This is a genomic window from Intrasporangium calvum DSM 43043 (assembly GCF_000184685.1).
Taxonomy (GTDB): Bacteria; Actinomycetota; Actinomycetes; order Actinomycetales; family Dermatophilaceae; genus Intrasporangium; species Intrasporangium calvum.
Map to the genome: position 1 here is coordinate 3,313,514 of NC_014830.1, position 24,386 is coordinate 3,337,899.

23 protein-coding genes are annotated in these 24,386 nt (G+C 68.4%); 10 read left to right on the forward strand and 13 right to left on the reverse strand.

Annotated features, from left to right (window positions below; all coding sequences use genetic code 11):
- Positions 1-39 precede the first annotated feature (39 nt).
- On the reverse strand, positions 40-291 hold the full coding sequence (locus INTCA_RS15160; RefSeq protein WP_013493802.1) for an SHOCT domain-containing protein: 252 nt from the start codon (positions 289-291) through the stop codon (positions 40-42).
- 156 nt (positions 292-447) lie between these two features.
- On the opposite strand from INTCA_RS15160, the gene INTCA_RS15165 reads away from it, so the two are divergent.
- Together INTCA_RS15165 and INTCA_RS15170 are read left to right on the forward strand one after the other, a co-directional pair.
- Positions 448-1,182: a response regulator transcription factor gene (locus INTCA_RS15165; protein ID WP_013493803.1), complete on the forward strand. Its 735-nt coding sequence runs from the start codon at positions 448-450 to the stop codon at positions 1,180-1,182.
- A complete protein-coding gene (locus tag INTCA_RS15170) occupies positions 1,179-2,333 on the forward strand; it encodes a sensor histidine kinase (protein ID WP_041307810.1) in 1,155 nt (384 codons plus the stop codon). The genes INTCA_RS15165 and INTCA_RS15170 overlap by 4 nt, the downstream gene beginning before the upstream one ends.
- A gap of 66 nt (positions 2,334-2,399) precedes the next feature.
- Here the strand turns inward: INTCA_RS15170 and INTCA_RS15175 are convergent, their stop codons facing one another.
- The 4 genes from INTCA_RS15175 to INTCA_RS15190 form a co-directional block, all read right to left on the reverse strand.
- On the reverse strand, positions 2,400-3,368 hold the full coding sequence (locus INTCA_RS15175; RefSeq protein WP_244859837.1) for a YVTN family beta-propeller repeat protein: 969 nt from the start codon (positions 3,366-3,368) through the stop codon (positions 2,400-2,402).
- A gap of 636 nt (positions 3,369-4,004) precedes the next feature.
- Complete coding sequence (locus INTCA_RS15180; RefSeq protein ID WP_148236629.1) at positions 4,005-4,238, reverse strand: hypothetical protein; 234 nt, start codon at positions 4,236-4,238, stop codon at positions 4,005-4,007.
- Positions 4,239-4,264: 26 nt separating this feature from the next.
- Entirely contained in the window at positions 4,265-5,422 is a 1,158-nt protein-coding gene (locus INTCA_RS15185) for a cytochrome b (protein ID WP_013493807.1), read from the reverse strand.
- A gap of 5 nt (positions 5,423-5,427) precedes the next feature.
- Positions 5,428-5,928, reverse strand: a complete 501-nt coding sequence (locus INTCA_RS15190; protein ID WP_041307812.1) for a hypothetical protein — start codon at positions 5,926-5,928, stop codon at positions 5,428-5,430.
- Between the two features lie 445 nt (positions 5,929-6,373).
- On the opposite strand from INTCA_RS15190, the gene INTCA_RS15195 reads away from it, so the two are divergent.
- From INTCA_RS15195 to INTCA_RS20505, 8 genes are all read left to right on the forward strand, one after another.
- Complete coding sequence (locus tag INTCA_RS15195) at positions 6,374-7,027, forward strand: response regulator transcription factor (protein WP_013493809.1); 654 nt, start codon at positions 6,374-6,376, stop codon at positions 7,025-7,027.
- A complete protein-coding gene (locus tag INTCA_RS15200; protein WP_013493810.1) occupies positions 7,014-8,492 on the forward strand; it encodes a PAS domain-containing sensor histidine kinase in 1,479 nt (492 codons plus the stop codon). Before INTCA_RS15195 ends, INTCA_RS15200 begins: the two co-directional genes overlap by 14 nt.
- Positions 8,493-8,811: 319 nt before the next feature.
- Complete coding sequence (locus INTCA_RS15205) at positions 8,812-9,222, forward strand: MerR family transcriptional regulator (protein WP_342341435.1); 411 nt, start codon at positions 8,812-8,814, stop codon at positions 9,220-9,222.
- A 177-nt stretch (positions 9,223-9,399) separates the two neighbouring features.
- Positions 9,400-10,896 carry a SulP family inorganic anion transporter gene (locus INTCA_RS15210; protein ID WP_041308872.1) on the forward strand — a complete coding sequence of 499 codons (1,497 nt, stop codon included), beginning with the start codon at positions 9,400-9,402 and terminating at the stop codon, positions 10,894-10,896.
- A 159-nt stretch (positions 10,897-11,055) separates the two neighbouring features.
- A complete protein-coding gene (locus tag INTCA_RS15215) occupies positions 11,056-12,753 on the forward strand; it encodes a ribonuclease J (RefSeq protein WP_013493813.1) in 1,698 nt (565 codons plus the stop codon).
- 585 nt (positions 12,754-13,338) lie between these two features.
- Entirely contained in the window at positions 13,339-13,629 is a 291-nt protein-coding gene (locus tag INTCA_RS15220) for a hypothetical protein (RefSeq protein ID WP_013493814.1), read from the forward strand.
- Between the two features lie 92 nt (positions 13,630-13,721).
- A complete protein-coding gene (locus INTCA_RS15225; protein ID WP_013493815.1) occupies positions 13,722-14,396 on the forward strand; it encodes a response regulator transcription factor in 675 nt (224 codons plus the stop codon).
- Positions 14,393-15,733 (forward strand): sensor histidine kinase, encoded by a 1,341-nt coding sequence (locus INTCA_RS20505; protein ID WP_013493816.1) that lies wholly within the window; start codon positions 14,393-14,395, stop codon positions 15,731-15,733. The genes INTCA_RS15225 and INTCA_RS20505 overlap by 4 nt, the downstream gene beginning before the upstream one ends.
- Positions 15,734-16,040: 307 nt before the next feature.
- On the opposite strand, the gene INTCA_RS15235 is transcribed toward INTCA_RS20505, so the two are convergent.
- The 8 genes from INTCA_RS15235 to INTCA_RS15270 all read right to left on the reverse strand — a co-directional run bounded on the left by INTCA_RS15235 (position 16,041) and on the right by INTCA_RS15270 (position 24,308).
- The gene (locus tag INTCA_RS15235; RefSeq protein WP_013493817.1) at positions 16,041-16,532 is read right to left on the reverse strand and encodes a hypothetical protein; all 492 of its coding nucleotides are present in this window, start codon (positions 16,530-16,532) and stop codon (positions 16,041-16,043) included.
- A gap of 119 nt (positions 16,533-16,651) precedes the next feature.
- Positions 16,652-18,202 carry a hydrogenase large subunit gene (locus INTCA_RS15240; RefSeq protein WP_013493818.1) on the reverse strand — a complete coding sequence of 517 codons (1,551 nt, stop codon included), beginning with the start codon at positions 18,200-18,202 and terminating at the stop codon, positions 16,652-16,654.
- On the reverse strand, positions 18,199-19,650 hold the full coding sequence (locus INTCA_RS15245; RefSeq protein WP_199921540.1) for a proton-conducting transporter transmembrane domain-containing protein: 1,452 nt from the start codon (positions 19,648-19,650) through the stop codon (positions 18,199-18,201). Before INTCA_RS15245 ends, INTCA_RS15240 begins: the two co-directional genes overlap by 4 nt.
- 80 nt (positions 19,651-19,730) lie before the next feature.
- Positions 19,731-20,390, reverse strand: a complete 660-nt coding sequence (locus tag INTCA_RS15250; RefSeq protein ID WP_013493820.1) for a hypothetical protein — start codon at positions 20,388-20,390, stop codon at positions 19,731-19,733.
- 36 nt (positions 20,391-20,426) lie between these two features.
- Positions 20,427-21,350 carry a respiratory chain complex I subunit 1 family protein gene (locus INTCA_RS15255; RefSeq protein ID WP_199921541.1) on the reverse strand — a complete coding sequence of 308 codons (924 nt, stop codon included), beginning with the start codon at positions 21,348-21,350 and terminating at the stop codon, positions 20,427-20,429.
- A 32-nt stretch (positions 21,351-21,382) separates the two neighbouring features.
- The gene (locus INTCA_RS15260) at positions 21,383-23,473 is read right to left on the reverse strand and encodes a proton-conducting transporter transmembrane domain-containing protein (protein WP_013493822.1); all 2,091 of its coding nucleotides are present in this window, start codon (positions 23,471-23,473) and stop codon (positions 21,383-21,385) included.
- Positions 23,470-23,922 carry an NADH-quinone oxidoreductase subunit B family protein gene (locus INTCA_RS15265; protein WP_218916270.1) on the reverse strand — a complete coding sequence of 151 codons (453 nt, stop codon included), beginning with the start codon at positions 23,920-23,922 and terminating at the stop codon, positions 23,470-23,472. The genes INTCA_RS15260 and INTCA_RS15265 overlap by 4 nt, the downstream gene beginning before the upstream one ends.
- A 26-nt stretch (positions 23,923-23,948) precedes the next feature.
- A complete protein-coding gene (locus INTCA_RS15270) occupies positions 23,949-24,308 on the reverse strand; it encodes an ArsR/SmtB family transcription factor (RefSeq protein WP_013493824.1) in 360 nt (119 codons plus the stop codon).
- Positions 24,309-24,386: the final 78 nt, after the last annotated feature.

Sequence of the window (24,386 nt, forward strand, 5' to 3'; positions counted from 1 at the left end):
GTTCGCGGGGGCTCTTGACTGCACCGGCCAGGCCGCATGTCAGCGAAAGCCGGTGAGGACGTTCCTGGTGTGCTGGTACTCCTGGGTGTCGATCTCTCCCCTGGCGAGGCGCTCGTCCAGCAGTCGCAAGGGGTCAGGCCCTGATGCCGGAGTCGATTCCGGAGCGCTCGGTTCGGCTTGGATCACCGAACGGACGACCGCAGCGACGAGCACCCAGAAGCCCAGGATCCCCAGGATCATCAGCACCCACATCCACCAGTCCATCCCGTAGCTCGCCCAGTGGTTGGTCATGACCTCTCACTCCTCTGGCGCCGAATCTCTGTCTCGAAGCCACTCTTGCTTGCCGAGGGTTTGTCTCGGCGCAAGGCCGGATCAAGGTTTGACGAAGAACCGGCCAAACTGGCCCCAGAGGGTGAATCCGAACATTTCGCAGACAACACTGGGCGCATGGAGACACCTCACACTGGTTCACCGGCGGACCGCGCGCGAGTTCTGGTGGTCGACGACGAGCGTGACATCGCGGAGATGGTCAGCGACTACATCGGCAGGGCTGGTTACGTGACCTTGGAGGCCTACACGGGACCGGACGCGGTTTCGGCAGCCAGGGAGTTCGATCCTGACGTCATCATGCTGGACCTGGGCCTTCCCGGGTTCGACGGGGTGGAGGTCTGCCGCCAGATACGGATGTTCTCCGACTGCTACATCCTGATGCTCACGGCACGAGCAGACGAGGTCGCACGCGTGGTCGGACTGTCCGTGGGTGCCGACGACTACATCACCAAGCCGTTCAGCACGAATGAGGTGCTGGCCCGGATCCAGGCGGTCCTGAGGCGCCCACGACGGACGGAGCCCCACGTCCGTCCGTCCGTCGTCGAGGAGCCTGCTCGGGTCTTCGGCGACCTCAGGATCGAGGTGCCCGGCCGCGAGGTCACCGTCGCCGGAACGCCGGTGCCGCTCACGCGGACCGAGTTCGACCTCCTTGATGCGCTGTCAGGGCGACCGAAGCTCGTCTTCACGCGACGCGCGCTCATCGACGAGGTCTGGGACACCGGTTGGATGGGCGACGAACATGTCGTCGACGTCCACATCGGACACATCCGGGGCAAGCTGGGCGACGACGCCAACTCGGCGAAGTACATCGAGACGATCCGCAGCGTCGGCTACCGCATGGGCAAAGGATGAACGTCGTGCCCAGACCGCAACGGCTCTCCTCACGCTTGATGCTGGCCCAGGTGTCGGTCCTCGTCGCGAGCATCCTGACCGCTGGCCTGGTCGCGTTGTTCGTCGGGCCGCCACTGTTCCACCAACACCTGCTGAAAGCCGGACACGCCGAGCACTCCCCCGAGCTCGCGCACATCGAGGAGGCCTACCGGGACGCGTCCGTGGTCTCGCTCGGGGTCGCCCTGATCATCGCTCTCCTCTGTGCGGGCGCCGTCACGTGGTATGTCACCCGCCGTCTGCAGGCCCCGCTGGCGGTGCTCGCCGACGCGGCCCGAGAGCTGTCCAGGGGACACCTGGCCACCCGTGTGGCGCCGACCGGGTCAGGGGCCGAGCTCGACGCACTCGGGGCCGCCTTCAACCTGATGGCAGCACAGTTGGAGCAGACCGAGGACACTCGCCAACGGCTGCTGTCGGACCTGGCCCACGAGATGCGGACGCCCGTCACCACGATCAAGCTGTGTTCCGAGGGACTTCGGGAGGGGTTCAGAACCTGGGACGCCCAGACCGACCGGGTGCTCACCGAGGCGACCGATCGGCTGTCCCGCCTCAGTGAGGACATCGACGAGGTGTCGCGGGCCCAAGAGGGACGCATCTCCCTCGAGCGGGACCTGGTCCTGGTCGGCGACCTCATCTGGTCAGCCGGTCAGTCCCAACGCGAAGCGTTCACCAGGAAGGGCGTCAATCTCGTCGCGGACACCGAAGGCGCACCCGGTGTCAGGCTCGAGGTCGACCGCCAGAGAATGGGCCAGGTGCTGGACAACCTCCTTCGCAACGCCCTGCGTCACACTCCCGCGGGCGGCACGGTCCGGCTCTTCGCCCGCCAGCCCTCGGACGAGGTCGAGATCGTCGTTGCCGACACGGGCGAGGGGCTTGAGCCGGGTCAGCTGCCACATGTCTTCGAACGGTTCTACCGCGGAGACACCGCCCGTGACCGCGACCGGGCAGGCTCCGGCGTCGGTCTCACGGTCAGCCGGGCCATCGTCGACGCCCACGGCGGCGGCCTCACCGCCGCGAGCGACGGCCCAGGGAAAGGCGCGACCTTCACGATCGCGTTGCCGAGCGCGCCACACAGCCCGCTCACCTCCTCCGCGCCAGAGCCGCGCGACAGCTGACGACCCCACGTCCGCCGCGCCAATCCTGGGCCGCGGGTCACGGACGCGCGTCTCCGTGGGGCCGCCTCAGTGGCCGTCGCCGCCGTGCCCTTGGTCCCCGATTCCCTGCCCCTCGGGCAGCTCGATGGTGACCGGGGCCTGCTCGCTCACCGGCACGGTGGAGAAGCTGATGCCGTTCGGCTTGTCGCCCACCGGGATACGCCCGACGACTCGCAGTTCGTTGAGGTCGAGGACGGCGACATCGTTGCCGTAGAGGTTGGTCACGTATGCGTGCCGGCTCGACGGGTCGACGACGACACCGTGGGCGCCTTGCCCGGTCTCGACGGTGCGCGCGACCGTGAAGCTCGTCGTGTCGATGACAGACACCGTCGTCCCGGGCCGTTCCTTCGTGCCTTGGTTCGCGACCAGGACGTAGCGGTTGTCCGGACTCACGTACGTCTGGATCGGCCCGTCGCCGACCATCACCCTGCCCACGACCTCGCGGGTCTGCACATCAACCTTCACGAGCGCGTCCTCGGCGTTGATCGATGCGTACACGAAGCGTCCATCCGGGGAGAACGCGACCTGGGCGGGCGCCTTGCCGACCTCGATGTCGGCGACCTTGGTGTTCGCAGAAGTGTCGATCACGCTCAGGGTGTTGCCTGACACGTTGGCCACGTAGATCCACCTGCCGTCCGGGCTCGGGCGCAAGCCGTGCGGCCCCTCCCCAACCGGGATCGTCGCCAGCGGTTTCATCGTGGCGGCGTCGATCGCCGTGACGGTGCCGTCGGCTCCGTTGGTGGTGTATGTCGTCTTCCCATCCAGGGTGACGATGACATGGGCCGGCGCTGCTCCCGTGGGGACGACGCCGTGCAAGGCCAGGGTTCCAGCGTCGAGCATGACTGCCATGGAGTCGTGGCCACTGACGGCCCACACGGTCCGGCTGTCAGGTGAGACCTGCACGTTGTGCGGGCCCTCTACGCCCTTGACCGACGTCACCACCGTGTTGGTCGCGGCGTCGATGACGCTGAGGCTCGCCCCGTCTTCGTTGGCCACCCACACCGCCCCCGAGACCATGCCATCGTGGGAAGCGCTCGCCGGCGACGGAGCTGTGCCCAGGCGCCCTTCTCGCACACCCTCGTCGACACCGCCTCGATTCACGGTGGCGAAAGCGCCCGCCGCACCAATCGCAACAACGATCGCAGGAAGAAGTACCCGTCGAGCTGTCCCAGCCGACTTCGGTCTGCCGCTTCGTTCTGCATCAGTGCTCGTGCGGTCCGTGTCGTCGTGCATCCCAAGTGCTCCCGCTTCCTCGTGGCTCACCCTCTTGGCATGCCGGCATGGTTCGCAAGCCTGAGGCACCTCCCACCTGCGAACGGCTTGCTTCCCGTCAAGGTTTGATGAAGTACCAACCGCTTCCGCGTGAGCCGCGGATCGAGCCAAGCGCCAGCATCATGCCGTATGCCGCTGGGCTGGGTCGCAGCCCGAGGCGACCTCACGGGGTCGCCGACGACAGCTGTCGCCTGGGTCGGGCCCAGGGTAGGACGCACACCCCGACGTTCACGGCGGCAATTGACGTCACGAGGTAGTCATCGCGACGAGGTTTGGCCAGGCGATGGAGTTCGACGCGACACACGATCCCAGCGAGGAGTAGCTCAGCCAGTGAGGGGGTGTCCTCAGAGCGGGGGTCGATCATTCAAGATCGTTTGCCCTTCGTCGCCGGGCGCGGGTGGTGGTGCTCGATCGGGTGGTGACGACGAGGATGCGACCGGCCAGAGCGAGCGACGCCGCCGCGGCCAGCCCGGCAACCGCCGTCAGGATCCCGGCGAGTGGGCTCGGCGGCATGCGAACCGCGGTCGACAGCAGCCCGACGGCGACAACCGACGCGGTCACCAAGATCCAGAAGTTGCGGTGGGGGCGGTTCACGGCCAGACCTTCCTCCGGGACCACATCTACAGGTGGGTCGCGGGCGTCGTGATTCCCATGAAGATGGTCAGCACGATCAGCGCCAGAATGACCAGGGCCGCCGAGGTCATGGCGACCGGGCGGGTGCGCCACGACCGCTTGGGGTTGCGGTCGATGAATGGGACCGCAAACAACAGTCCGAACAGCGCGAGCCCGCCCCAGAGGATCGCAGGTAGCCCGAACCAGTTCTCCAGCGTGAACATCCACCAGAAGGGCCACATCGGCTTGGTGACCTCGACGCCGGCGACGGGGGTCGGACCGACCGGCGGCGGGAAGAGCACGGCGACGATGCTGAGCACGCCGAGAAGCACCAGCCCTAGTGCTCCGACGCGGCGTAGGTGATGGGTGAACGGCTCCCGTGCCTCGAGGTAGGTCTCTCCCGGAGGAGTGGTGACCTCCACGAGCGATGAACGGGCGGGCGGCAGGGGGCCTCCATGCTCGAGACTCGCGGGAGTGTCGGGGGCCGGAGCGGGCAGGCCCGGGTGGTTCGAGATCTTGTGCCGCTTGATCAGCAGCGCGTGGAGGGTGACGAGGATGACGATCAGGCCGGGGATCAGCATGATGTGTGCCGAGTAGAGCCGCACGAGGATCGGAGTGTGGGCGGCGAAGGACGTCGAGAACCAGAACCCGGCGCCGCCGAGGAACTGGCCGAGCTCGAGGTTGTGGGCCAGCGCCTCGTACCCCTCCTGGTCCCATTTGAGCACGGTGCCGGTGAAGATCGCCAGGAAGGTCAAGCCGAACATGCTGAGCCCGATGACCCAGTTGGCCTCACGAGGACGCTTGTACGAGCCGTGGAAGAAGACGCGAATGAGGTGCAGAGCGGCCAGGACGTACATCGCCTGGGCCGCCCAGTAGTGCAGCGACCGGGTGAACCGGCCCAGCGCCACGTCCTCGACGATGGTGCGCACGCTCGCGTTGGCTACCTCAGGCGTGGGGTCGTAGAACTGGGCGAGCACGACACCCGTGGCGATGAGGATGGCCAAGGCGACCGCCGTCAGACCTCCGAGACTCCAGGCGAGGTTGTTGGCGTGCTCGGGCACCGGGTAACGAAGGGCGTCCAGGCCCAGCCGTTCGTCCACGGCTCCGACGAACCGCCTGCCGCGCGAGACGTGCTCGACAGGTCTCGTCTTGGTGACGTACGACATTGCGATCAGCCTCCGCCCTTCTGGTCCGCAGACCGGCCCGCGAGCGCGGCCCGCCGTCGCAGCGTGTGAATGGAGTGCGCCGGGCGGAACCTCCACCCGAGCAGAACCCCAGCTGCGGCGGCGGCGGCGGCGATCCCGATGAGGGCCGAATCGCTCCCGCTCCAGGCCCCGCGGCCGGTGAGCTCGTCAGTCACGATCAGGGTGCCCGGGTCCTGCCCGGCCGCCAGGCTCACGGTGGAGCTGCCAGGAGCCACTTGCAGTACGTGCCGGACATCCAGACCACTCAAGTCGGCCCGCGCGCCGATCGACTGCTCGAGCAGCAGGCGCACCTGGGGCATGTCACCCTGGTCGAGCGCCTGCATCGCCCGGTCGACCTCGGTCATGTCCACGCCCTCTTGGTCTTCCGACTCCTTCGCGTCCGTCAGCTTGTCGGTGATCATGTCCATGTCGTCGGGCGTGTTGACCACGTACGCAATGGCCTGCAGGACGTTTTCCCGAGCGGGCACCCCACCTTCGTCACCGTGGGCGAACGCCGCCCCAGGGAAAGCCAGACTCAGCACGGATACGGCAGCAGCCACGGCACACCGCGCAGCCGCCGAGGACACTCTGGATCCACCACGAGGTGACACACCCCGGAGGACAGCCAATCCGCACGAGGACGGGTTCGCCTGCTCTGATGGGGGACGGCGCAGCGGCGCAGCACCCAGATGGTCATCGGTGAACACGGCGGTAGCGCCCATCAGGCCGTCGGATGGTGCTCGTAGATCTCTTTCCATGAGAACGCTCCACTGGTTTGCCGCGTTGGCCCAGCCTGTGGGCCCAGGCCCAGCGTGCGGCGGCGTCCCAGGTGAGCAGAACCGAGAATCCCGTCAAGCCGTCGACGGCGGTCACGTAGCAGCGTGTGGGTGTTTGCCGACATCGCCGGGCACGTGGTCGGTCTAGCCTGCAGATATGGACGTGCCGCAGCTGCGCGTGCTGATCGTCGACGACCATGCCCTGCTCCGCGAGGGGACCAGTCGGATCCTCGAGCAGTACAGCGACATCAAGGTGGTCGGAGACGCCTACTCGGGCGAGGTCGCGCTCGCCCTGGTCAACCGCCTTCGACCCGACGTCGTCCTCATGGACGTGCGCCTTCCCGGGATGAGTGGCATCGAGGCCACCCGACGAATCGCGCAGGACCATCCTGGAATCAAGGTCCTCATCGTGACGGCGTACGACGACGAGGAGTTCGTCCGTAGGGGGCTTGAGGCCGGCGCCGTCGGCTTCATCAGCAAAGCAGCGCCGGGGCGCGAGCTCGCCACCGGGGTGAGGGACGCTGCCGCAGGTCGACTGGTGCTCCAGTCACAGCTGCTGGCACGGGTGCTGCGGCCCCGCGGCCCGGCCAACGACGGCGTCATGCTGACAGACCGCGAACGACAGGTGCTCTCGCTGCTCGTCGACGGCCTCCACAACAGGGAGATCGCGGACCGGCTCCACATCAGTAGCCGTACGGTGGAGCGCCATTGCGACAGCCTCTACGGCAAACTCGGAGCTGGTTCCCGGACCGAGGCCGTTGTCAAAGCCCTCTCACACGGGATCATCGAGGCGCCCGATGACGACGGATGAGGCCAACGTCGGGATCGACCATGGAGGCACGTCGCACGTCGCCAGGATTTATCGCGCCATCGCGCCGCCCGTACGTTCATGGCGCTTCTGGATCGTGCAGGCGGCAGTGCTCACCATCGCGGCGTTGCACGATCTCGTCCTCGTCTGGCTTGGCGACAGGGAAGACGTCATCCTCGTTCCCGGCCCGGTCACCTCTGCACTGCTGTTCGTCCCGGTGCTGTACGCCGCACTCAATTTCGGCGTCAAGGGGGCTGTCGGGACCGCGGTCCTTTCTACCCTCACCATCGTTCCGCACTGGCCTGCGGACAGCTCGTGGCCTTCCATCCACGTCTGGGTGGAGGGCGGCAACCTCATCCTGCTCAACGCCGTCGCTGTCGTTGTCGGCGTGCGGGTGGAGCGGGAACGCCGGGCGCGGCGACGTGCCGAGGACGCGCTGACGGCGGCCGAGGTGGCAACAGCTCGCTACTATTCGCTCTTCGACGATCATCAGGCGGCCGTGCTCATCGCCGACGCCGATGGCGTCGTCTCGGAGACGAACGCTGCCGGGACACGGCTCCTCGGGGATGACACGGTAGGGCGGGGCCTTCGTGACCTCCTCGGCCAAAATGTGCCGGCGCTCCTCACCGGGATGCCGGTGCTCCCGCTGACGACAACGGATGGCGAGCAGCGCCTGTTCGCCCCGAGCGCACAGGTCTTTTCACCCGACGCCGGATCACGGCTCGTGCAGGTCTGTCTTGCTGATGTCACGGAGCAGCATCGCCGTCAGGAGGAGCAGCGGTTGTTCAGTGCCCGGCTGATCGCCGTGCAGGAGGACGAACGACGCCGCCTGGCTCAGGACCTGCATGATGATCCGCTCCAGACCTTGCTGTTCCTCTCGCGAGGCCTGGATGACGTGGCCGCCGACCCGCAGCTCCCGGTGGACATAGCGGCGCAGATCTCGAGACATGCAGGGCTTGCCACCGAAGTTGGATGCGCACTTCGCGAGGTCATCCGAGGGCTGCGTCCCCCAGTGCTCGATGCTCTCGGGCTGGCTTCCGCCCTGCGACAACTCGTGGACGAAGCAGAGATGAGATCGGGTGCACCCAACGTCGGCCTCCAGGTGCGCGGCGAGCCCGTGCGGTTGACCCCCGAGGGCGAGCTCACGGCATACCGCGTTGTCCAGGAGTCACTCAGCAATGTCCTTCGCCATGCGGGAGCGGCGCGCGTCGACGTCCTCGTCGAGTTCCGCGACATGCTCTCCATCACGGTCTCCGACGACGGTCGTGGGATCGACAAGCGGCGTACGAGCCCACCGCCCCAGCCGGAGTCCGTGCGCGAGCTCGTCCAGGGCTGGGGACTGGTGGGGATGCGCGAACGGGTGGTTGCCCTCGGCGGAACCGTGGAAGTGCTCAAGCGCATCCCGCGCGGCACGACGATCCAGGCCACATTGCCCATTTCCGACGGACGCCGCGGCCAGGGCGCCTGAGGGCTCTCAGGCGCCCCGCGCGCTCGCCTTTTTCAGGCCCTCCGCCACCTGTCCTGACATCCCGTCCCGCGCATCAGCAGGGCGTGACGCGGGCGGGTCAGGCGTCGACACACCGCCCTATCCTCCTGGCTCATCTGATCGAGCACACTGCCGAGGGCCACGACCGGTGTGGAACCAGTTTTGCCCCACTCCTTCCTCTCCCTCCCCTCAACACCCTGCCTTGATCACTACCCTAACGAGAGGGTAGGGTTGCATAGTCGCCTCCAGCGGCACCCGACGACCTGGCCCGCACGGGTCCGACCGCGACCCGAAAGCTGACGTGAGCCCTACCACCTCCGCCCCGAGCACCGCGACCCTGATGCAGATCGGCGACGTCGCCGAGCGCACGAGCCTGAGCCTGCGCACGATCCGGCACTACGAGGAGGTCGGGCTGCTGCCGGAGGCGCAGCGCTCCCCCGGCGGGTTCCGCCTCTACACCGAGGACGCAGTCACCCGGCTGCTGCTGATCAAGCAGATGAAGCCCCTCGACTTCACCCTCGAGCAGATGCGCGAGATCCTCGACGTCCGCCAGCGCCTGGCCAGCCCGCGCTGTTCCGACAAGACCCGCGCCGGGCTGCAGGCCACCCTCGAGGACTACCAGCGGCTCGCCGACGACAAGCTGACTGAGCTACGCCGCAAGGTCGAGCACGCCGAGGCGTTCGCGGCTCACCTCCGCGAGCCCCTGAGCTAGTTTCACGCCCCCGAAGCCCGCCCCCGGTCACCGTCGTCCGGGATCCATGCCGCCGCCCGTCCATGCGCGCCGGTCCTCGCATCCCGATCCTCTGGAGCAGTCTTGTCCACCACCGAGCCCACGTCGCCCGGCCGCGACGACCACCACCACGACCACCACGACGCCCACCACGACGGTGTGGAGCACTTCCGGCACGAGCACGAGGTCACCTCTGTACGCGCCGCCCTCCGCTCCCCCAAGCGGCTGCGCACCGAGGTCCTCGCCGGTCTGGTCGTCGCCCTCGCCCTGATCCCCGAGGCGATCTCGTTCTCGATCATCGCCGGTGTCGACCCCCGCCTGGGCCTCTTCGCGTCCTTCACGATGGCCGTCTCGATCGCCTTCCTCGGGGGCCGCCCCGCGATGATCTCGGCGGCCACCGGTGCGATCGCCCTCGTCATCGCGCCCGTCGCCCGCGAGCACGGCTTGGACTACCTCATCGCCACCGTCATCCTCGGCGGGGTCATCCAGGTCGTCCTGGGCCTGGCCGGCGTCGCCAAGATGATGCGCTTCATCCCCCGCTCGGTCATGGTCGGCTTCGTCAACGCCCTCGCGATCCTCATCTTCCTCGCGCAGGTCCCGCACCTGGTCGACGTCCCCGTGGCGGTCTACCCGCTCATCGCGGTCGGGCTGCTCATCATGGTCGCGCTGCCGAAGTTCACCCAGGCCGTCCCCGCACCGCTGGTGGCGATCGTCGTGCTGACGATCTTCACCGTCGCCGCCGCGATCGCCGTGCCCACCGTCGGCGACCAGGGCGACCTGCCGGACAGCCTGCCGAGCCTGTTCTTCCCGAACGTGCCGTTCACCTTGGAGACCCTGCAGATCATCGGGCCCTTCTCGATCGCGATGGCCCTCGTCGGCCTGATGGAGTCGCTGATGACGGCCAAGCTCGTCGACGACGTCACCGACACCCATTCCAACAAGACCCGGGAGGCCTGGGGCCAGGGCGCCGCCAACATCATCACCGGCTTCTTCGGCGGCATGGGCGGCTGCGCGATGATCGGCCAGACCATGATCAACGTCAAGGCCGCGCGCGCCCGCACCCGCATCTCGACCTTCCTCGCCGGCGTCTTCCTGCTCATCCTCGTCGTCGGCCTCGGCGACATCGTCTCGCTCATCCCGATGGCCGCCCTCGTCGCCGTCATGATCATGGTCTCGGTCGGCACGATGGACTGGCACAGCCTCCAGCCCGCCACCCTCAAGCGGCTTCCGAAGAGCGAGACCTTCGTCATGGCCGCGACCGTCGTCGTGGTCGTCGCCACCCACAACCTCGCCATCGGGGTCATCGCCGGTGTCATCGTCGCCTCCGTCATGTTCGCCCGCCGCGTCGCCCACTTCACCGAGGTGGTCGACGTGGCCCACCCGGACGACGACACCCGCGTCTACAAGGTCGTCGGCGAGCTCTTCTTCGCCTCGAGCAACGACTTGGTGTACCAGTTCGACTACGTCGGCGACCCCAGGAACGTCGTCATCGACCTGACCGACTCCCACATCTGGGATGCGTCCACCGTCGCCTCGCTCGACGCCATCGAGACCAAGTACCGTGCCAAGGGCAAGAACGTGACCATCATCGGCCTCAACCCCGAGAGCCTCGAGCGACACGAGCGTCTCGCCGGCCACCTCGGCGGCGGCCACTGACCCGCTGAGCCAGCCCAGCGGCATACGACCCATGCCGTATGCCGCTGGGCTCGGTCCCGCCACCAACACCAGCCCCAGCCCACGGACCTTTGGAGGACCGCACATGAGGATCTCGCGCCACCCGGCCCGGCACGTCCCGACCTTCCGAGGTGGGATCCGATGAGCCGCCGCGGGTCTCGCACCAAGAGGGCCACTGGCCTGCCGGGTCTCGCGCCGGGCGGGCTGCGAGTTGTGCCGCTGGGTGGTCTCGGCGAGATCGGCCGCAACATGACGGTCTTCGAGCACGCCGGGCGGCTGCTGATCGTCGACTGCGGCGTCCTTTTCCCGGAGGAGCACCAGCCCGGGGTGGACGTGATCCTCCCGGACTTCACCTGGATCCGCGACCGGCTCGACCAGGTCGACGCGATCCTGCTCACGCACGGCCACGAGGACCACATCGGCGGGGTGCCCTACCTGCTGCGTGAACGGCCTGACATCCCACTGGTCGGCTCCCGCCTCACCCTGGCCTTCATCGAGGCCAAGCTCAAGGAGCACCGGATCAAGCCGGTGACCGTCGAGGTCCGCGAGGACCACCGCCGGAAGTTCGGACCGTTCGACTGCGAGTTCATCGCGGTCAACCACTCCATCCCGGACGGCCTCGCGGTCGCGATTCGTACCGCCGCCGGGCTGGTCCTGCACACCGGCGACTTCAAGATGGACCAGTTCCCGCTCGACGGACGGGTCACCGACCTGCGGGCCTTCGCCCGGCTCGGGCAGGAGGGCGTCGACCTCTTCCTCGTCGACTCGACCAACGCCGAGGTCCCCGGCTTCACCATCTCCGAGGGCGAGCTGGCCCCCGCGATCGAGACCGTGTTCCGGACCACGCCCGGCCGGGTGATCGTCTCCAGCTTCGCCAGCCACGTCCATCGCATCCAGCAGGTCCTCGACGCCGCGCAACAGCACGGTCGCAAGGTCGCCTTCGTCGGACGGTCGATGGTCCGCAACATGGGCATTGCCAGCGAGCTCGGCTACCTCACCATCCCCGAGGGGCTCGTCGTCGACGACTTGAAGAAGCTCGAGCGCCTCCCGGCCAACCAGATCGCGATCGTCGCGACCGGTTCACAGGGCGAGCCGCTCGCCGCCCTCGCCCGGATGGCCAACCGCGACCATCCCGTCCGCGTCACCGAGGGCGACACCGTCCTCATGGCCAGCTCGCTCATCCCGGGCAACGAGAACGCCATCTACCGGGTCATCAACGAGCTCACCCGTTGGGGAGCCAACGTCGTGCACAAGGGCAACGCCAAGGTCCACGTGTCCGGGCACGCCAGCGCCGGCGAGCTCGCCTACTGCTACAACATCATCCGGCCCACCAACGTCCTCCCTGTCCACGGCGAGTGGCGCCACCTGCGAGCCAACGCCGACATCGCCGTGCGTACCGGCGTCGATCCCAAGAGCGTCCTCATCGCCCAGGACGGGTCCGTCATCGACCTCGTCGACGGCCGCGCCGCCATCACCGGGACCGTGCCCGCCGGGATGGTGTACGTCGACGGGATGACCGTCGGCGGGGCGACCGAGGCGCACCTGCACGTCCGTCGCACGCTCGCCGAGGAAGGCGTCCTGACCATCATCTGCATCGTCGACCCCGCCACCGGCGAGCTCACCGAGGACCCCGATTACCTCGCCCACGGCTTCGAGCGAGACGCCATGGACTTCGACGACGCCACCCCGGCCATCCAGAAGGCCCTGACCAAGGCCTCCCGCGACGGTATCGAGGACATCGAGCAGATCGAGGAGCTCGTGCGCGCCGCCGCATCGGGTTGGGCCCACCGCAAGCATCGCCGCAGCCCGCTCATCATCCCGGTCATCATCGACGCCTGACTCGTTCCGGACGCATGCCAGAAGGTTGCGCCACAGAAGGATCCGCCACAGCGGGGCCGGCAGGACGGGAGGACCGTGTCTCCGACAACCCCGTGCCCAACCCCCGGCGAGACCAATGCAGTCACGGAGCCCCCGACCGCCGCCGACATCATGGGTGGGAGCGCCATCGAGCGACGCCGCTGAGAGGCACCTCCCCCGGCCTGGATGAGCAGCCCGCCCGGCTCGACGCGCGTCCGCTGCGCTCGGTCGTCGCCACGGGGACTGTCCGCTGAAACGGTGTTTCTGGCCGACACGCGTCTGGGGCTGGCCGTGCGGCGGCGAGAGTCGTCGGGGGCGCCAGACTGGTGATCGCATGCGTCCACCGTGTTCAAGACACTGCCGCGCGGCGTCGTGGTTGCCGCAATGACCTCGGCGGCCGCCACTGTCCTGTGGAGGTGGCGCCCGGGGTTGCCCCGGTGCCCTTGCGGAGGCGCCGGGCCGGCCGGATCGGGTTGGCTGAACCGGCTGACAGGTTGTGTCAGGTTCCGTTCAGGCGGTCCCCTGCATGGTGAGGGGGTCAGAGTGACACCAACGGAAGGACTTCCCATGCGGATCAAGAAGATCGCCATCGGCGGCGCGGCAGCGGCGGCTCTCGGCATCACGGCGATGCTCGGGTCGGGTGCCGCGTTCGCGGCGAGCCCGTCGCCGGTGGCTCCGGCTGCCACCTCGAGCAGCGTCCAGCAGGGCCAGCGAAGCGCCACCGACACCGGCGCCAGTGAGGTCTCGGGTGCGGAAGCCCCCGAGACCGCCGGCACCGAGTCGGGGACCTCGGACGGTCCGGGCGGCCACGAGGACCCGGCGGGCAACGTCGACCACCAGTTCGACGGGCAGGAGTAACCAACCCTGCGGGGGGACGGCCCTTCGGGCCGTCCCCCGTGCACGCGTAGGGTGGCGGTGCGTGCACTCCTGTGGGCTGGCCGGAGGTGACGGTGCGGGTTCTTGTCGTGGAGGATGAGCGGCCGCTGGCTGCTGCGCTGCGCCGGAGTCTGGAGTCCGAGGGTTTCAGCGTCGTGGTGGCTTTGAACGGTGTCGACGGCGACTGGCAGGCGCAGGAGCAGACGTTCGATGTGATCGTCCTGGATGTGATGCTGCCCGGCATGTCGGGTTACGACATCTGCCGCAACGTGCGCGCGCGCGACGACTCGACGCCCATCGTGTTCTTGACCGCGAAGGACGGGGAGTACGACGAGGCCGACGCGCTGGACATCGGAGGCGATGACTTCATCTCCAAGCCGTTCTCCCCGGTCGTTCTCGCGGCGCGGCTGCGGGCACTGCTGCGGCGCGCCGGCGAGGGGCCAGAGCCTTCCGTGGTGGTGGGCTCGTTGCGGTTGGAGCCTGCCAAGCAGCGGGCCTGGCTGGGCGCCGACGAGCTGCGGCTGACCGCACGGGAGATGGCGCTGGTGCGCTACCTGGCCCATCGGGTTGATCACGTGGTCAGCAAGACCGAGATCCTTGAGCATGTCTGGGACCAGGCCTTCGAGGGCGACGCGAACGTCGTCGAGGTGTACATCGGGCGGCTGCGTCGCAAGCTGGCAACTCAGCCGGACGTGGCGATCGAGACGGTCCGCGGCCTGGGGTACCGCTTGAGCGGACGAGGCGCATGAGAGCTCCTCCTCCGGGGGTCCGCACCTCGACGACGCTGTATGCGACGGCGGCGGTGGCTCTCGTGCTCGCCCTGGCCGGGCTCGTCCTGCTGGCGTTGCTGCGCACGACCCTGACGGATGGGATCGACGCGTCCGTGCGCGCCCGCGCTGACGAGGTCGCCGCGCTCGTGCGGGCTGGGTCGTTGGTGTCGGTGGTGCCGGCGGCAACGGACGAGGGCAGCATCGTCCAGGTCCTCGACGGCGCGGGTGCGGTGCTCGCGGCGACGGCGAACATCGAGGGAGAGGCGGCGCTGCTGGCACCGGGGGCCGGCGCAGGAATCCATACCGAGGTTGCGTTGCCCACGGCCGCCGGCGCGGGGTTCCGGGTCCTGACCCTGCAGGTGGGGCCGGACACGATCATCGTGGCCCAGTCGCTCGGTCCAGTGGACCGGGCGGTTGCCAGCGCTGGACGACTGCTGCTCGAGGTATTCCCGGTGGTCCTGGTGCTGGCGGCCTTGATCACCTGGGTGGGTGTGGGTCGGGCCCTGGCGCCCTTGGAGCAGATCAGACGCAAGACGGCGACCATCGGCGCCGGGGAGGTCACCGCACAGGTGCCGCTTCCGCGGACCCGGGACGAGGTGCACCGCCTTGCCCAGACGATGAATGCCATGCTCGCACGCGTCGGGGAGGCGAGCGCACGGCAACGCCGGTTTGTCGCCGACGCCTCCCACGAGCTGCGCAGCCCACTGGCGACCATGCAGGCCGTGCTCGAGATCGCCCAGCGGCGCGGCGAGCTTGCCGCGTGGACCGTGGCCGGGGCCGAGCTGAAGGCCGAGCAGGTGCGCATGCGGCACCTGGTGGAGGACCTGCTGCTGCTGGCACGGCTGGACGGCAGGGCGCCCGAGGTGCGTGATGAGCTCGACCTCGACGACCTGGTGCACGAGGCGGCCGACGCGTTGCGCCGCGCAGGCACGGTTGAGGTCGTCGTCGAGCCGTTGCCAGCCTTGCGGGTACGAGGTGATCGCGCCCAGCTCGCCCGTGTTCTGCAGAACCTGACCGACAACGCTCAACGGCACGCTGCCGGCACCGTCCACCTTGCGCTGCGGCGCCGCGGTGACCGAGCCGTGGTCCAGGTCCGAGACGACGGGCCCGGGGTCGCCCCGGCAGACCGCGAAGTGATCTTCGAGCGTTTCACCCGGCTCGACGAGGCACGGGCGCGCGACCGAGGCGGTAGCGGACTGGGGTTGGCCATCAGCCGGGAGATCGCCGCTGCGCACGCCGGCTCGCTGCAGCTGCTCGACGCTGACACCGCAGCCGGCGCGGTGTTCCAGCTGGACCTGCCCCTGTGGAACGGATGAGGTCTGGCGACGCACGGTTGACGGGGCAGGTGCGCCGGTCGGCGGCGGCCTCGGGACTCAAACTGGCCCGCCTGGTTGCCCTTCGACCACCCAGGCAAGTTCGAGCAACGTCTTCGTGGTTGGCCGCCACGACCTGACTACCCCTCTTCCATGACGCCTTCCACACAGCTTCTGTGTTGCGTCGTCCGTTGGAATCCACGTTGTCACAACCACCCCGGCCGTTCTCGCGCCCAGCGATGTGCTACCGAGACTCAGTGACTGGGGACCGGATACCCCAGCCTCTCCAGGGGCTCGAGCAGATGGGGGGTCAGCTTTCCTGCAACCACAGCGCCTGAACGACGGTCGCGAGCGGGAGCCGAGCGATCGCTTTCCGCTCTTCGTCCGAGGCCACACGCAGCGTCCGATTGGAGCGAGGGCCGTCCATGTCCACCGCGAACGAGTCGATGGCCGCGGACAGGGCTTGACCGAAGACCTCCGGCTGGGAGACGACGTCGGCGAAGATCGCGGCCGCTGCGCCGGGTCCGCCGAGCCGCGGGCCACGCTGCACCAACTCCAGTGAGAACGTCGGCTGGGTGCTGATGCTCCGCAGGTCGAGGCTGGGCGGGCCGGGCTCCCTCCGGCTCTCGGGGACCGCCGCCGCGTCCGCCTCTTCGATCGCCGCCACGCGGCAGGCCAAGTCCCACGCTGCCTGTACTCCGTTGAGCCACATCAGCACGGTCTGGAGGTTCACGAAGGGAGACGCGTACGGAAACTCCAGGCGTACCCCCTCCAGAGCCATCGGTTCGTCGGTGTACGCCATTGCGACCTCTTTCACAGCGCTGGGCCTTCCGAGTGTTCCACCGACCACTTTGCCCGGAACTGCTTCGAGAGAGGGGTCACACAGGCAGCGGGGGGTCAAAGGAGGGCAGACCCACTGGATCAGAGGTCGTTGCCGGCGTAGGACAGGTTGAAGCTCTTATTGGTCAGGGGGAAGTCAGGAACGATGGTGTCGGTGAGGCTGACCGGCACTGCGGGCCAGTTGAGGAAGGAGGGATCCACGATCTTCAGCCGTCGGATTGTCTTGTCGGGGGCCAGCTCGATCCGGTGGGCGATCGTGCCGCGCCATCCCTCGACCAATCCGACACCCGATGTCTGGCCGGCGATTGGGCTCAGTTTGCCCAGAGGCACATCACCACCGCCAACCAGCGCGAGAAGGTCCTTGACCAGGAGCGCGGAGGCGTGGAACTCCTCCGCGCGCATCAGGAAACGGGCCATGACGTCACCCTCGGACTTTGTCACCAGCTGCGCGCGGGTGGTGGCCTCGGTGAAGGGGTGGTCGTGGCGGGCGTCGATCCGGAGTCCGCTGGCGCGGGCGACGTAGCCCAACGTGCCCAGGTCTCGGGCTTGGTCTGTGGGGAGCACCGCGGTGTCGGTGAACCGGTCGCGCACCACGCTGTGGCCCAGTGCCAAGGTGACGATGCGGTCGGCCTCGGCGTCGATGTGATCTATGGCCGCGGCCGTGGGTAGGGTCTGCAGGCGGGCCCCCCCGGGGACGATCGCGCCGCGCAGCAGCCGGTGGCCGGTGGTCTCGGCATTGAGCCGCAGCAGCCGTTCCCGCAGTGTGAGAGCGTGCGCGTTGAGCAGTCCCTGGCCGACGTCGTTACACAGGGCGCCGATGTCGGTGATGTGGTTGTAGAGGCGCTCCAGCTCCAGGAGGACGGCGCGGATCAGCTGGGCCGGCGCGGGCACGGCCCAGTCCAGGGCTTCCTCGACGGCCAGGCTGAATGCGAGTGCGTGTCCGACTGAGGTGTCCCCGGCGACCCGTTCCATCAGCGGCAGCGCTTCGGAGACGGTGCGGCCCTCGGCGTGCTTCTCGATGCCGCGGTGGACGAACCACAGGCGTGCCTTGAGTTTGAGGATGGTTTCTCCGACGACGGAGAACCGGAAGTGGCCGGGTTCGATAAGGCCGGCGTGGATCGGGCCGACGGGGATCTCGTAGACGCCCGGCCCCTGGACGGTGGCGAAGGGGTAGGGCTGGTCCTCTGAGCCGAACGCCGGCGGTGCACCGGCATCGCGGCGCATGGGATACCAGCCCTGGGGCCAGTGTTGGTGCCGCACCAGGCGCCGAGGCAGGGGATGGTCGAGGGGGATGATGCCGTACAGGTCTCTCATCTCGCGTTCGAACCGTCCCGCGGGGAAGGACAGCCCGGCCAGTGTGGGCACCGAGGGCGCGTCCCGGTCGGTGGTGAGAACCAGTTCGACTCGGCGGTCGGGGTGACCGGCGAGGAAGAGGTAGACGACCCGGAACCGGTCCTCGTCCTCGTGTGCCGCGACCAGGCCCAGCCGGAAGCCGCTATCCAGCAGCTCGGTGGTCCGGGTACCCAGAGTGTCTGAGGTCACCTCGAGCTGACGGCGGCGGTGGTAGTGACGGCTCTCGACCGCCGGGAAATCGGTCGGGGGTGGGGTGTCGGGCCGGTCCGGTTCGCTCATCGGGCACCTCCGATCAGGCTGGCCGCTTGCAGCAGCTGGTCCAGCGGCCAGGCCACCATCCCCAGGACGGCGAGGACTACCAGGCCCAGCACCAGGGGGGACAACCCTGCGGCAGACCGGTCCACGGGCTGTCCGGGGGTCGGTCGTCCCAGAACCATGGGTGCCACGTGCACGGTGATGGCCACGAAGATGACCGCGACCAGAGCCATTGCGGCCGCGATCACCCATCCCAGTCCGGCCGAGGTGCCGGCCCGGGCCAGGCCGACCTCGCTGGCAAACAAGCTGAAGGGGGGCAGCCCGAGCAGGGCGGCGATTCCCGCGGCGAAGACAGCGGCGAGCGCTGGGCGCCGGACCAGCAGTCCGCGCACGGACCGGATGCTGGTGCTGCCCTCGGTGGCTAGGATCCGGCCGGCGCCGCAGAACAGGACGGCCTTGCCCAGGCCGTGGCCGACGATGTGCAGCAGCAGTGCTGCCACGGCTAGTGGAGTCCCGATCGCCACCCCAATGACGACCAGCGACATGTGCTCGATGCTGGAGTAGGCCAGCAGCCGCTTGTAGTCACGTTGGGCGATGATCAGCGAGGCGGCGAGAGCCAGCGAGCCGAGCGCGACGACCAGCAGCAGCAGCCTGACCTGGTGCTCACCCAGGCTGGGTGCCGCGATCACCCGGTATCGCAGCAGGGCGTAGACCGCGACTGGCAGCAGCACTCCCGACATCAGAGCCGAGACGGGGGCCGGGGCCTGACTGTGCGCGTCGGGCAGCCAGCTGTGCAGCGGTGCCATGCCGGCCTTGGCTCCGAACCCGAGCACCAGTAGGGCAAACGCGACCCGCATGACATCGGGGTCGAGCCGGGCTGCGCCGGCCGACAGTGCGGTCCAGTCCAGCGCCGCGGACTCGGCCAGCCCCGCGTGCCGGGCTGCGTAGTGCACCAGAACGGTGCCCAAGTAGGCAAGGGCGATGCCCACCGAGCAGATGATCACGTACTTCCAGGTGGCCTCCACCGAACCGCGGGAGCGGTGGTGGCCGACCAGGAACGCGGTCACGATCGTGGTCGCCTCGATCGCGGCCCACAACAACCCGAGGTTGTTCGCTACGACGGCCAGCACCATGGCCGTCAGGAAGGCGGGCAGCAGAACGCTGTAGGCGCGCACCCGCCGATCGGTGGTGTGGCCGCCGTTGATCTCGCCCTGGAGGTAGTCGACGCTGGCCGTGGTGGCGATCAGCCCGACCGCGCCGATCACGATGAGCATCACCGCCGACAGCGCGTCGACGCGAAGGGTGGAGCCGACCGCGGGTACTTCGCCGCGCACGTTGACCACGGCGACCGCGACGCCAGACCCGAGGATCACGGCGGCTGCGACGATGCTGGCTCGGACGGCGAGCAGCCGGTCGGTCCGGATGAACCACGCGGTCATGCTCACCAGCAGCGGCGCCGCCAGCGGCAGCACGGCGAGCAGGCCGCTCAGGGAGGACAGGGCCGGTGACGCGACCCCGCTGAGGTGGATCGGTGGGGAAGTCAGGTCAAGCATCAATCCCTCAGTCCTCGCAGCTCGTCGATATCGGTTCCTCCGAACGTGGCGCGGACGTGGCTGGTGACCACCAGCAGCACGAGCACGACCAGCAGCAAGTCCAGCGACACCGCCAGCTCGATCACGGCCGGGACCCCCGCGGTGAGCAGGAACGCGGTGGCGGCGATCCCGTTGTCCATCAGCAGGAACCCGACCACCTGGGAGATGGCGCGGCGGCGGGTGACCATCACGAACAGGCCGATCAGGACCATCGCGAGACCGACCGGTACCGCCCGGGTCTCCGGTCCCGGGCTCAGGGCGACAATCGGGCCGCTGACGGCGTACGCGACCAAGGTCAGCAACGAGGCGGCGAGGATCGACGCGGGGACATTGACCAGCGGCCGGGTCTCGCGTGCCTCGCCGCCGCTGCGTAACGCCCGCCGAAGCACCAACGGCAGCGCCACCCCCTTGAGCAGCAGCACGCCGACGGCTACGACGTAGAGCTCAGCGCTGTCGTGTCGGATCCCCAGCAGCATGGCGAGCAGAGCCAACAGGGCGCCCTGGACGATGAGCAGGCTTACCAGCGCGGAGAGCTGGCGCCGCCACAACGTCAGCACCGCAGCCAGCAGCAGGCCGCCGCAGGCGGCATACAGCAGCTCGGTGTAGACCTCGCTGGACAAATCAGGACCGCCTTCGATGGGTGAGCTGGGTCATGGTCATGCCAAGAAGAACGAGGTGGACACGGCGAGCACGCCGAACAGGAACGAGCCGGCCAGCAGCTCGGGCACCCGGAACAGTCGCCATTTGGCCATGAACACTTCCGCGGCGCTCAAGGCCGCGGCCGCGAGCCCGACTTTGAGCAGAAACACGAGGGCGCCCAGCGCCAACGCGACCGGCGTGGCCGCCCCGGGGATGCCCCAGGGCAGAAACAGGTTGACCCAGAGCCCGAGCAGGATCGTCAGCCGGATCGAGCTGGCCAGTTCGACCACAGCCAGGTCGCGTCCGGCGTACTCGAGGATCGTCGCCTCGTGGATCATCGTCAGTTCCAGGTGCGTCGTGGGATTGTCCACCGGGAGCCGACCGGCCTCCGCGACGACGACGATGGCCAACGCCGCCGCAGCCAGGAGCACCGCCGGCGAGAACACCTCGCCGGGTGCCTGCTGGCTGCGATCCACCAGCTGTCCCAGGTTGGACGAGCCGACCCGGACCGCCAACGCGAAACCGGTGAGCAGCAGTGTTGGTTCGGCCAGGGCCGCGACCATCATCGTCCGACTCGAGCCCATCCCGCCGAAGGCAGACCCAGTGTCCAGCCCGGCCAGCGCGAAAGCCACCGACCCCAGCAGCATGAGGGACACGACCGCGTACAGGTCCGCGACCGCGTCCAGCGGCGAGCCGGTCACGATGAAGGGGGCCACCGCAACCACCACCAGCGACGCGGACAGGGCCACGGCAGGAGCAGCGACGAAGACCAGGGAGGAGCCTTCCGGGCTGATCGCCTCCTTGCGGAGAAGCTTGCGCAGATCGCGCCACGGCTGTCCCACGCCGCCGCCGACCCTGCCCTCGAGGCGGGCTCGCACCTGGCGCATCAACCCGACCAGATACGGCGCGGCGACAACCACCACGACCATCTGGAGCAGCACCCCGACAGCACCCCACCAGCTCCAAGAGCCGTTCATGACGCCACCACCGCCGCGGAGATCAGCACGACGATGACACCGACGAGCCCGTAGGCCAGATACCGGTGCAGACTGCCGTTCTGGACCCGCCGGGCGAGCTGCGCCCACCGGTTCGCCGCCGCCAGGACCGGCGGATACAGGAGGGCCTCGACCCGGTCCCCCACGCGTTGCCGATACGTCACACTCTCCACCAGGTACCGCGACTCCGCGTAATGCGTGACGTCCACGTCCTGCTCCGGGCGCAAGACGTCATCGAAGACCCGGATCAGGGGCTCGGCATACGAGGTGGCCGTGTACTGCATCCGCGGGCTCAACCGGGTGCCGCCACAACCCCACACCAGCGACCGCCGCCGCGCTCGGCGCGCCGCAAGGACGCGCAGCGCCACAGCCACGACCGTGACACCCAACGCCACCGCCACCGCGATCAACACCGGGGAGATCGACCCGCGCACCCCTGACAAGGTCAGGTACGCGTCGGACCGCACCGGTGGGTCAGCCCCGATGCCAGGCAGTGCAGCAATCGCCCGCGAGACGGCTTGGATGGCGGCCGCCGGCCACAGCGCGAGCACCGCGCACACAGCCGCCGCCATGCCCATCCCCACCGACAAAGCCACCCCACCCTCGGCCGCGGACGCGGCCTCCGTGGAGCGGGGACGTGCCAAGAACCCGATTCCCCACGCCTTGACGAACGTCGCCACACCCAATCCGGCGGTCAGCGCCACCGCGCCGACTGCCAGGGGCATGGTGACCGCCAGGAGCAGGTTGGGGGTACCGGACGGGGGAAGGCTGTGGATCAGCCCCTGCAGCAGCAGCCACTCCGAGACGAACCCGTTTCCCGGAGGGAGCCCTGAGGCGGCCAAGGCGCCAGCGCCGGTGAGCAGAGCGGTGATCGGCATGAGGCGCACGAGACCGCCCATCCGGTCCAGGTCCCGCAGCCCGGTGGCGCGCAGCACCGCACCCGCGCCCAGGAACAACAGTGACTTGAAACCCGCATGGTTGACCGCATGCATCAACGCGGCCAGCAGCAGCAGCCCGACCAACGGTGAGTCACCGTTGGTGGCGACCAGACCGGCCGCACCGACACCGATACACACCAAGCCGAGGTTCTCCGTGGTCGAGTAGGCCAGCAGGCGCTTCAGATCGTTGGCCACAACGGCCTGCAGCACGCCGTACAACGCCGAGACGACCCCCAGCGCCAGCACCATCAGCGCCCACCAGCTCGGGCCTCCACCGAGCAGGTCGAACCAGACCCGGACGATCCCATACAGGCCGAGGTTGACCATCGCCGCCGACATCAGCGCCGACACATAGCTGGGGGCTTCCGGATGCGCCCGCGGCAGCCAGACATGCAACGGAACCAGGCCCGCCTTTGAGGCGAAACCCGCCAAGGTCAGGAGGAAGACGGCAGAACGCGCAGGCTCCGACAGACCGGGAGCCGTCTGTCGGATCCCGGCGAGGGTCTCCGTGCCCGACCAGGCGGCGAGCAGGACCAAGCCGACCAGAATCACCGCGAACCCCGCGTGGGTCATGGCCGCGTACCACACACCGGCCTGACGCACCTCCACCCGTTCCCGATGCTCGGCCAGCACCAGGACCAGCGAGGCGAGTGCCATCAGCTCCCAAGCCACCAGAAAGGTGGTGATGTTACCGGCCGCCGGAACCAACAGCATGGCGGCCACGAACAACGGCAGGCAGGCCGTCGCCCACCGCGAATCAATACCCGTCGTGTCGGACACAACCTCTCGGTGCCGGTCGTCGTCGGAGGCGGACCCAAGGTGCGTCTGGTGGACGTAGCCCATCCGATACACGCCGACGACGACAGCGACCCCGCCGATCATGGTCATGAACAAACCCGAGAGTCCGTCGATGTCCAGAACCATCCGGCTCAATGGGAGCAGGAAGTCGACTGACATTGTGTACTGGGTGCCCATCAGCGCCACCGAGCCCGCAAGGACGCCGCCGGCGCCGACCAGGCTGGTGACCAGACCTGAAGCGCTCCGGCGTGCACGGGCGGGCAGCGCCGCGGTCATTACGGCAAGGGCAGCGCCCAACGCCACACATCCCAGCCCGAGCGCAATGAGGCTCATCGACCGCTCACCTCGCGCAGTGCGGCGATGATCTCCTCCGGACTCGGCGGACATCCGCTGATCTCTCGGTCCACCGGGATCACGTCTGAAACCGCACCAAAGACGCCGTAGGCGCCCGCGAAGATGCCGCAGTTCCGGGCGCAGTCCCCGAGGGCCACAACGAGCTTGGGTGCCGGCATCGCTTCGTATGCCTTGCGGAGCGGGTCTGCCATGTTGCGGGTCACGGGTCCGGTCACCAGCAGGACATCGGCGTGACGTGGGGAGGCAACCAGCCGCACGCCGTAGCGCTCCAAGTCATAGACCGGGCCGAAGGCCGAGACGATCTCCAGCTCGCAACCATTGCACGAGCCAGCATCGACATGACGCACCTGGATCGACCCGCCGAACTCTCCGCCACGCGAAAGCCCGCCATCCGGCGCAGCAGGCGCCGCCTCCGCCACCCGACCCACGGCACGAATCCGCTTGAGCATGGCCCTCAATGGATTGCCCTGCGAACCTCGGCGTGGCGAGTTGTCAACGCATCCTCCTGCAAAGTGCTGAGCTGGTCGGAGACCAGACTGGTCAGCAGCTTGCGCGCCACCGTGAGCAGATCCGCGATCTCGTGACTGACGATCGAGTAGTAGACGGTGGATCCCTCTTTGCGGGTTGTCACCAAGCCTGCCCGACGCAGGACGGCGAGCTGCTGTGAAAGGTTCGAGGCTTCGATGTCGAGCTCGCGAAGGAGTTCACCCACTGACCGTTCGCCGTTGCTCAACAGCTCGAGGACCCGGATGCGCGTCGGATGACTCAGCGTCTTGAAGAACTCAGCTTTCAACTGATGCAACGGCGTGATCATGTCTTCGTCCCATCCTCTGGGTCCTCCAGGCGTGTTCTCCGGGAGCGATCGTAAGGTTCTCATGAATTGAAGAGATTA

Excerpts from the sequence above, each read along its gene's own strand:
- INTCA_RS15160 (WP_013493802.1), bottom strand. The coding sequence starts at position 291 with ATGACCAACCACTGGGCGAGCTACGGGATGGACTGGTGGATGTGGGTG.
- INTCA_RS15165 (WP_013493803.1), top strand. The coding sequence starts at position 448 with ATGGAGACACCTCACACTGGTTCACCGGCGGACCGCGCGCGAGTTCTG.
- INTCA_RS15170 (WP_041307810.1), top strand. The coding sequence starts at position 1,179 with ATGAACGTCGTGCCCAGACCGCAACGGCTCTCCTCACGCTTGATGCTG.
- INTCA_RS15185 (WP_013493807.1), bottom strand. The coding sequence starts at position 5,422 with ATGTCGTACGTCACCAAGACGAGACCTGTCGAGCACGTCTCGCGCGGC.
- INTCA_RS15195 (WP_013493809.1), top strand. The coding sequence starts at position 6,374 with ATGGACGTGCCGCAGCTGCGCGTGCTGATCGTCGACGACCATGCCCTG.
- INTCA_RS15200 (WP_013493810.1), top strand. The coding sequence starts at position 7,014 with ATGACGACGGATGAGGCCAACGTCGGGATCGACCATGGAGGCACGTCG.
- INTCA_RS15215 (WP_013493813.1), top strand. The coding sequence starts at position 11,056 with ATGAGCCGCCGCGGGTCTCGCACCAAGAGGGCCACTGGCCTGCCGGGT.
- INTCA_RS15220 (WP_013493814.1), top strand. The coding sequence starts at position 13,339 with ATGCGGATCAAGAAGATCGCCATCGGCGGCGCGGCAGCGGCGGCTCTC.
- INTCA_RS20505 (WP_013493816.1), top strand. The coding sequence starts at position 14,393 with ATGAGAGCTCCTCCTCCGGGGGTCCGCACCTCGACGACGCTGTATGCG.
- INTCA_RS15235 (WP_013493817.1), bottom strand. The coding sequence starts at position 16,532 with ATGGCGTACACCGACGAACCGATGGCTCTGGAGGGGGTACGCCTGGAG.
- INTCA_RS15240 (WP_013493818.1), bottom strand. The coding sequence starts at position 18,202 with ATGAGCGAACCGGACCGGCCCGACACCCCACCCCCGACCGATTTCCCG.
- INTCA_RS15260 (WP_013493822.1), bottom strand. The coding sequence starts at position 23,473 with ATGAGCCTCATTGCGCTCGGGCTGGGATGTGTGGCGTTGGGCGCTGCC.
- INTCA_RS15270 (WP_013493824.1), bottom strand. The coding sequence starts at position 24,308 with ATGATCACGCCGTTGCATCAGTTGAAAGCTGAGTTCTTCAAGACGCTG.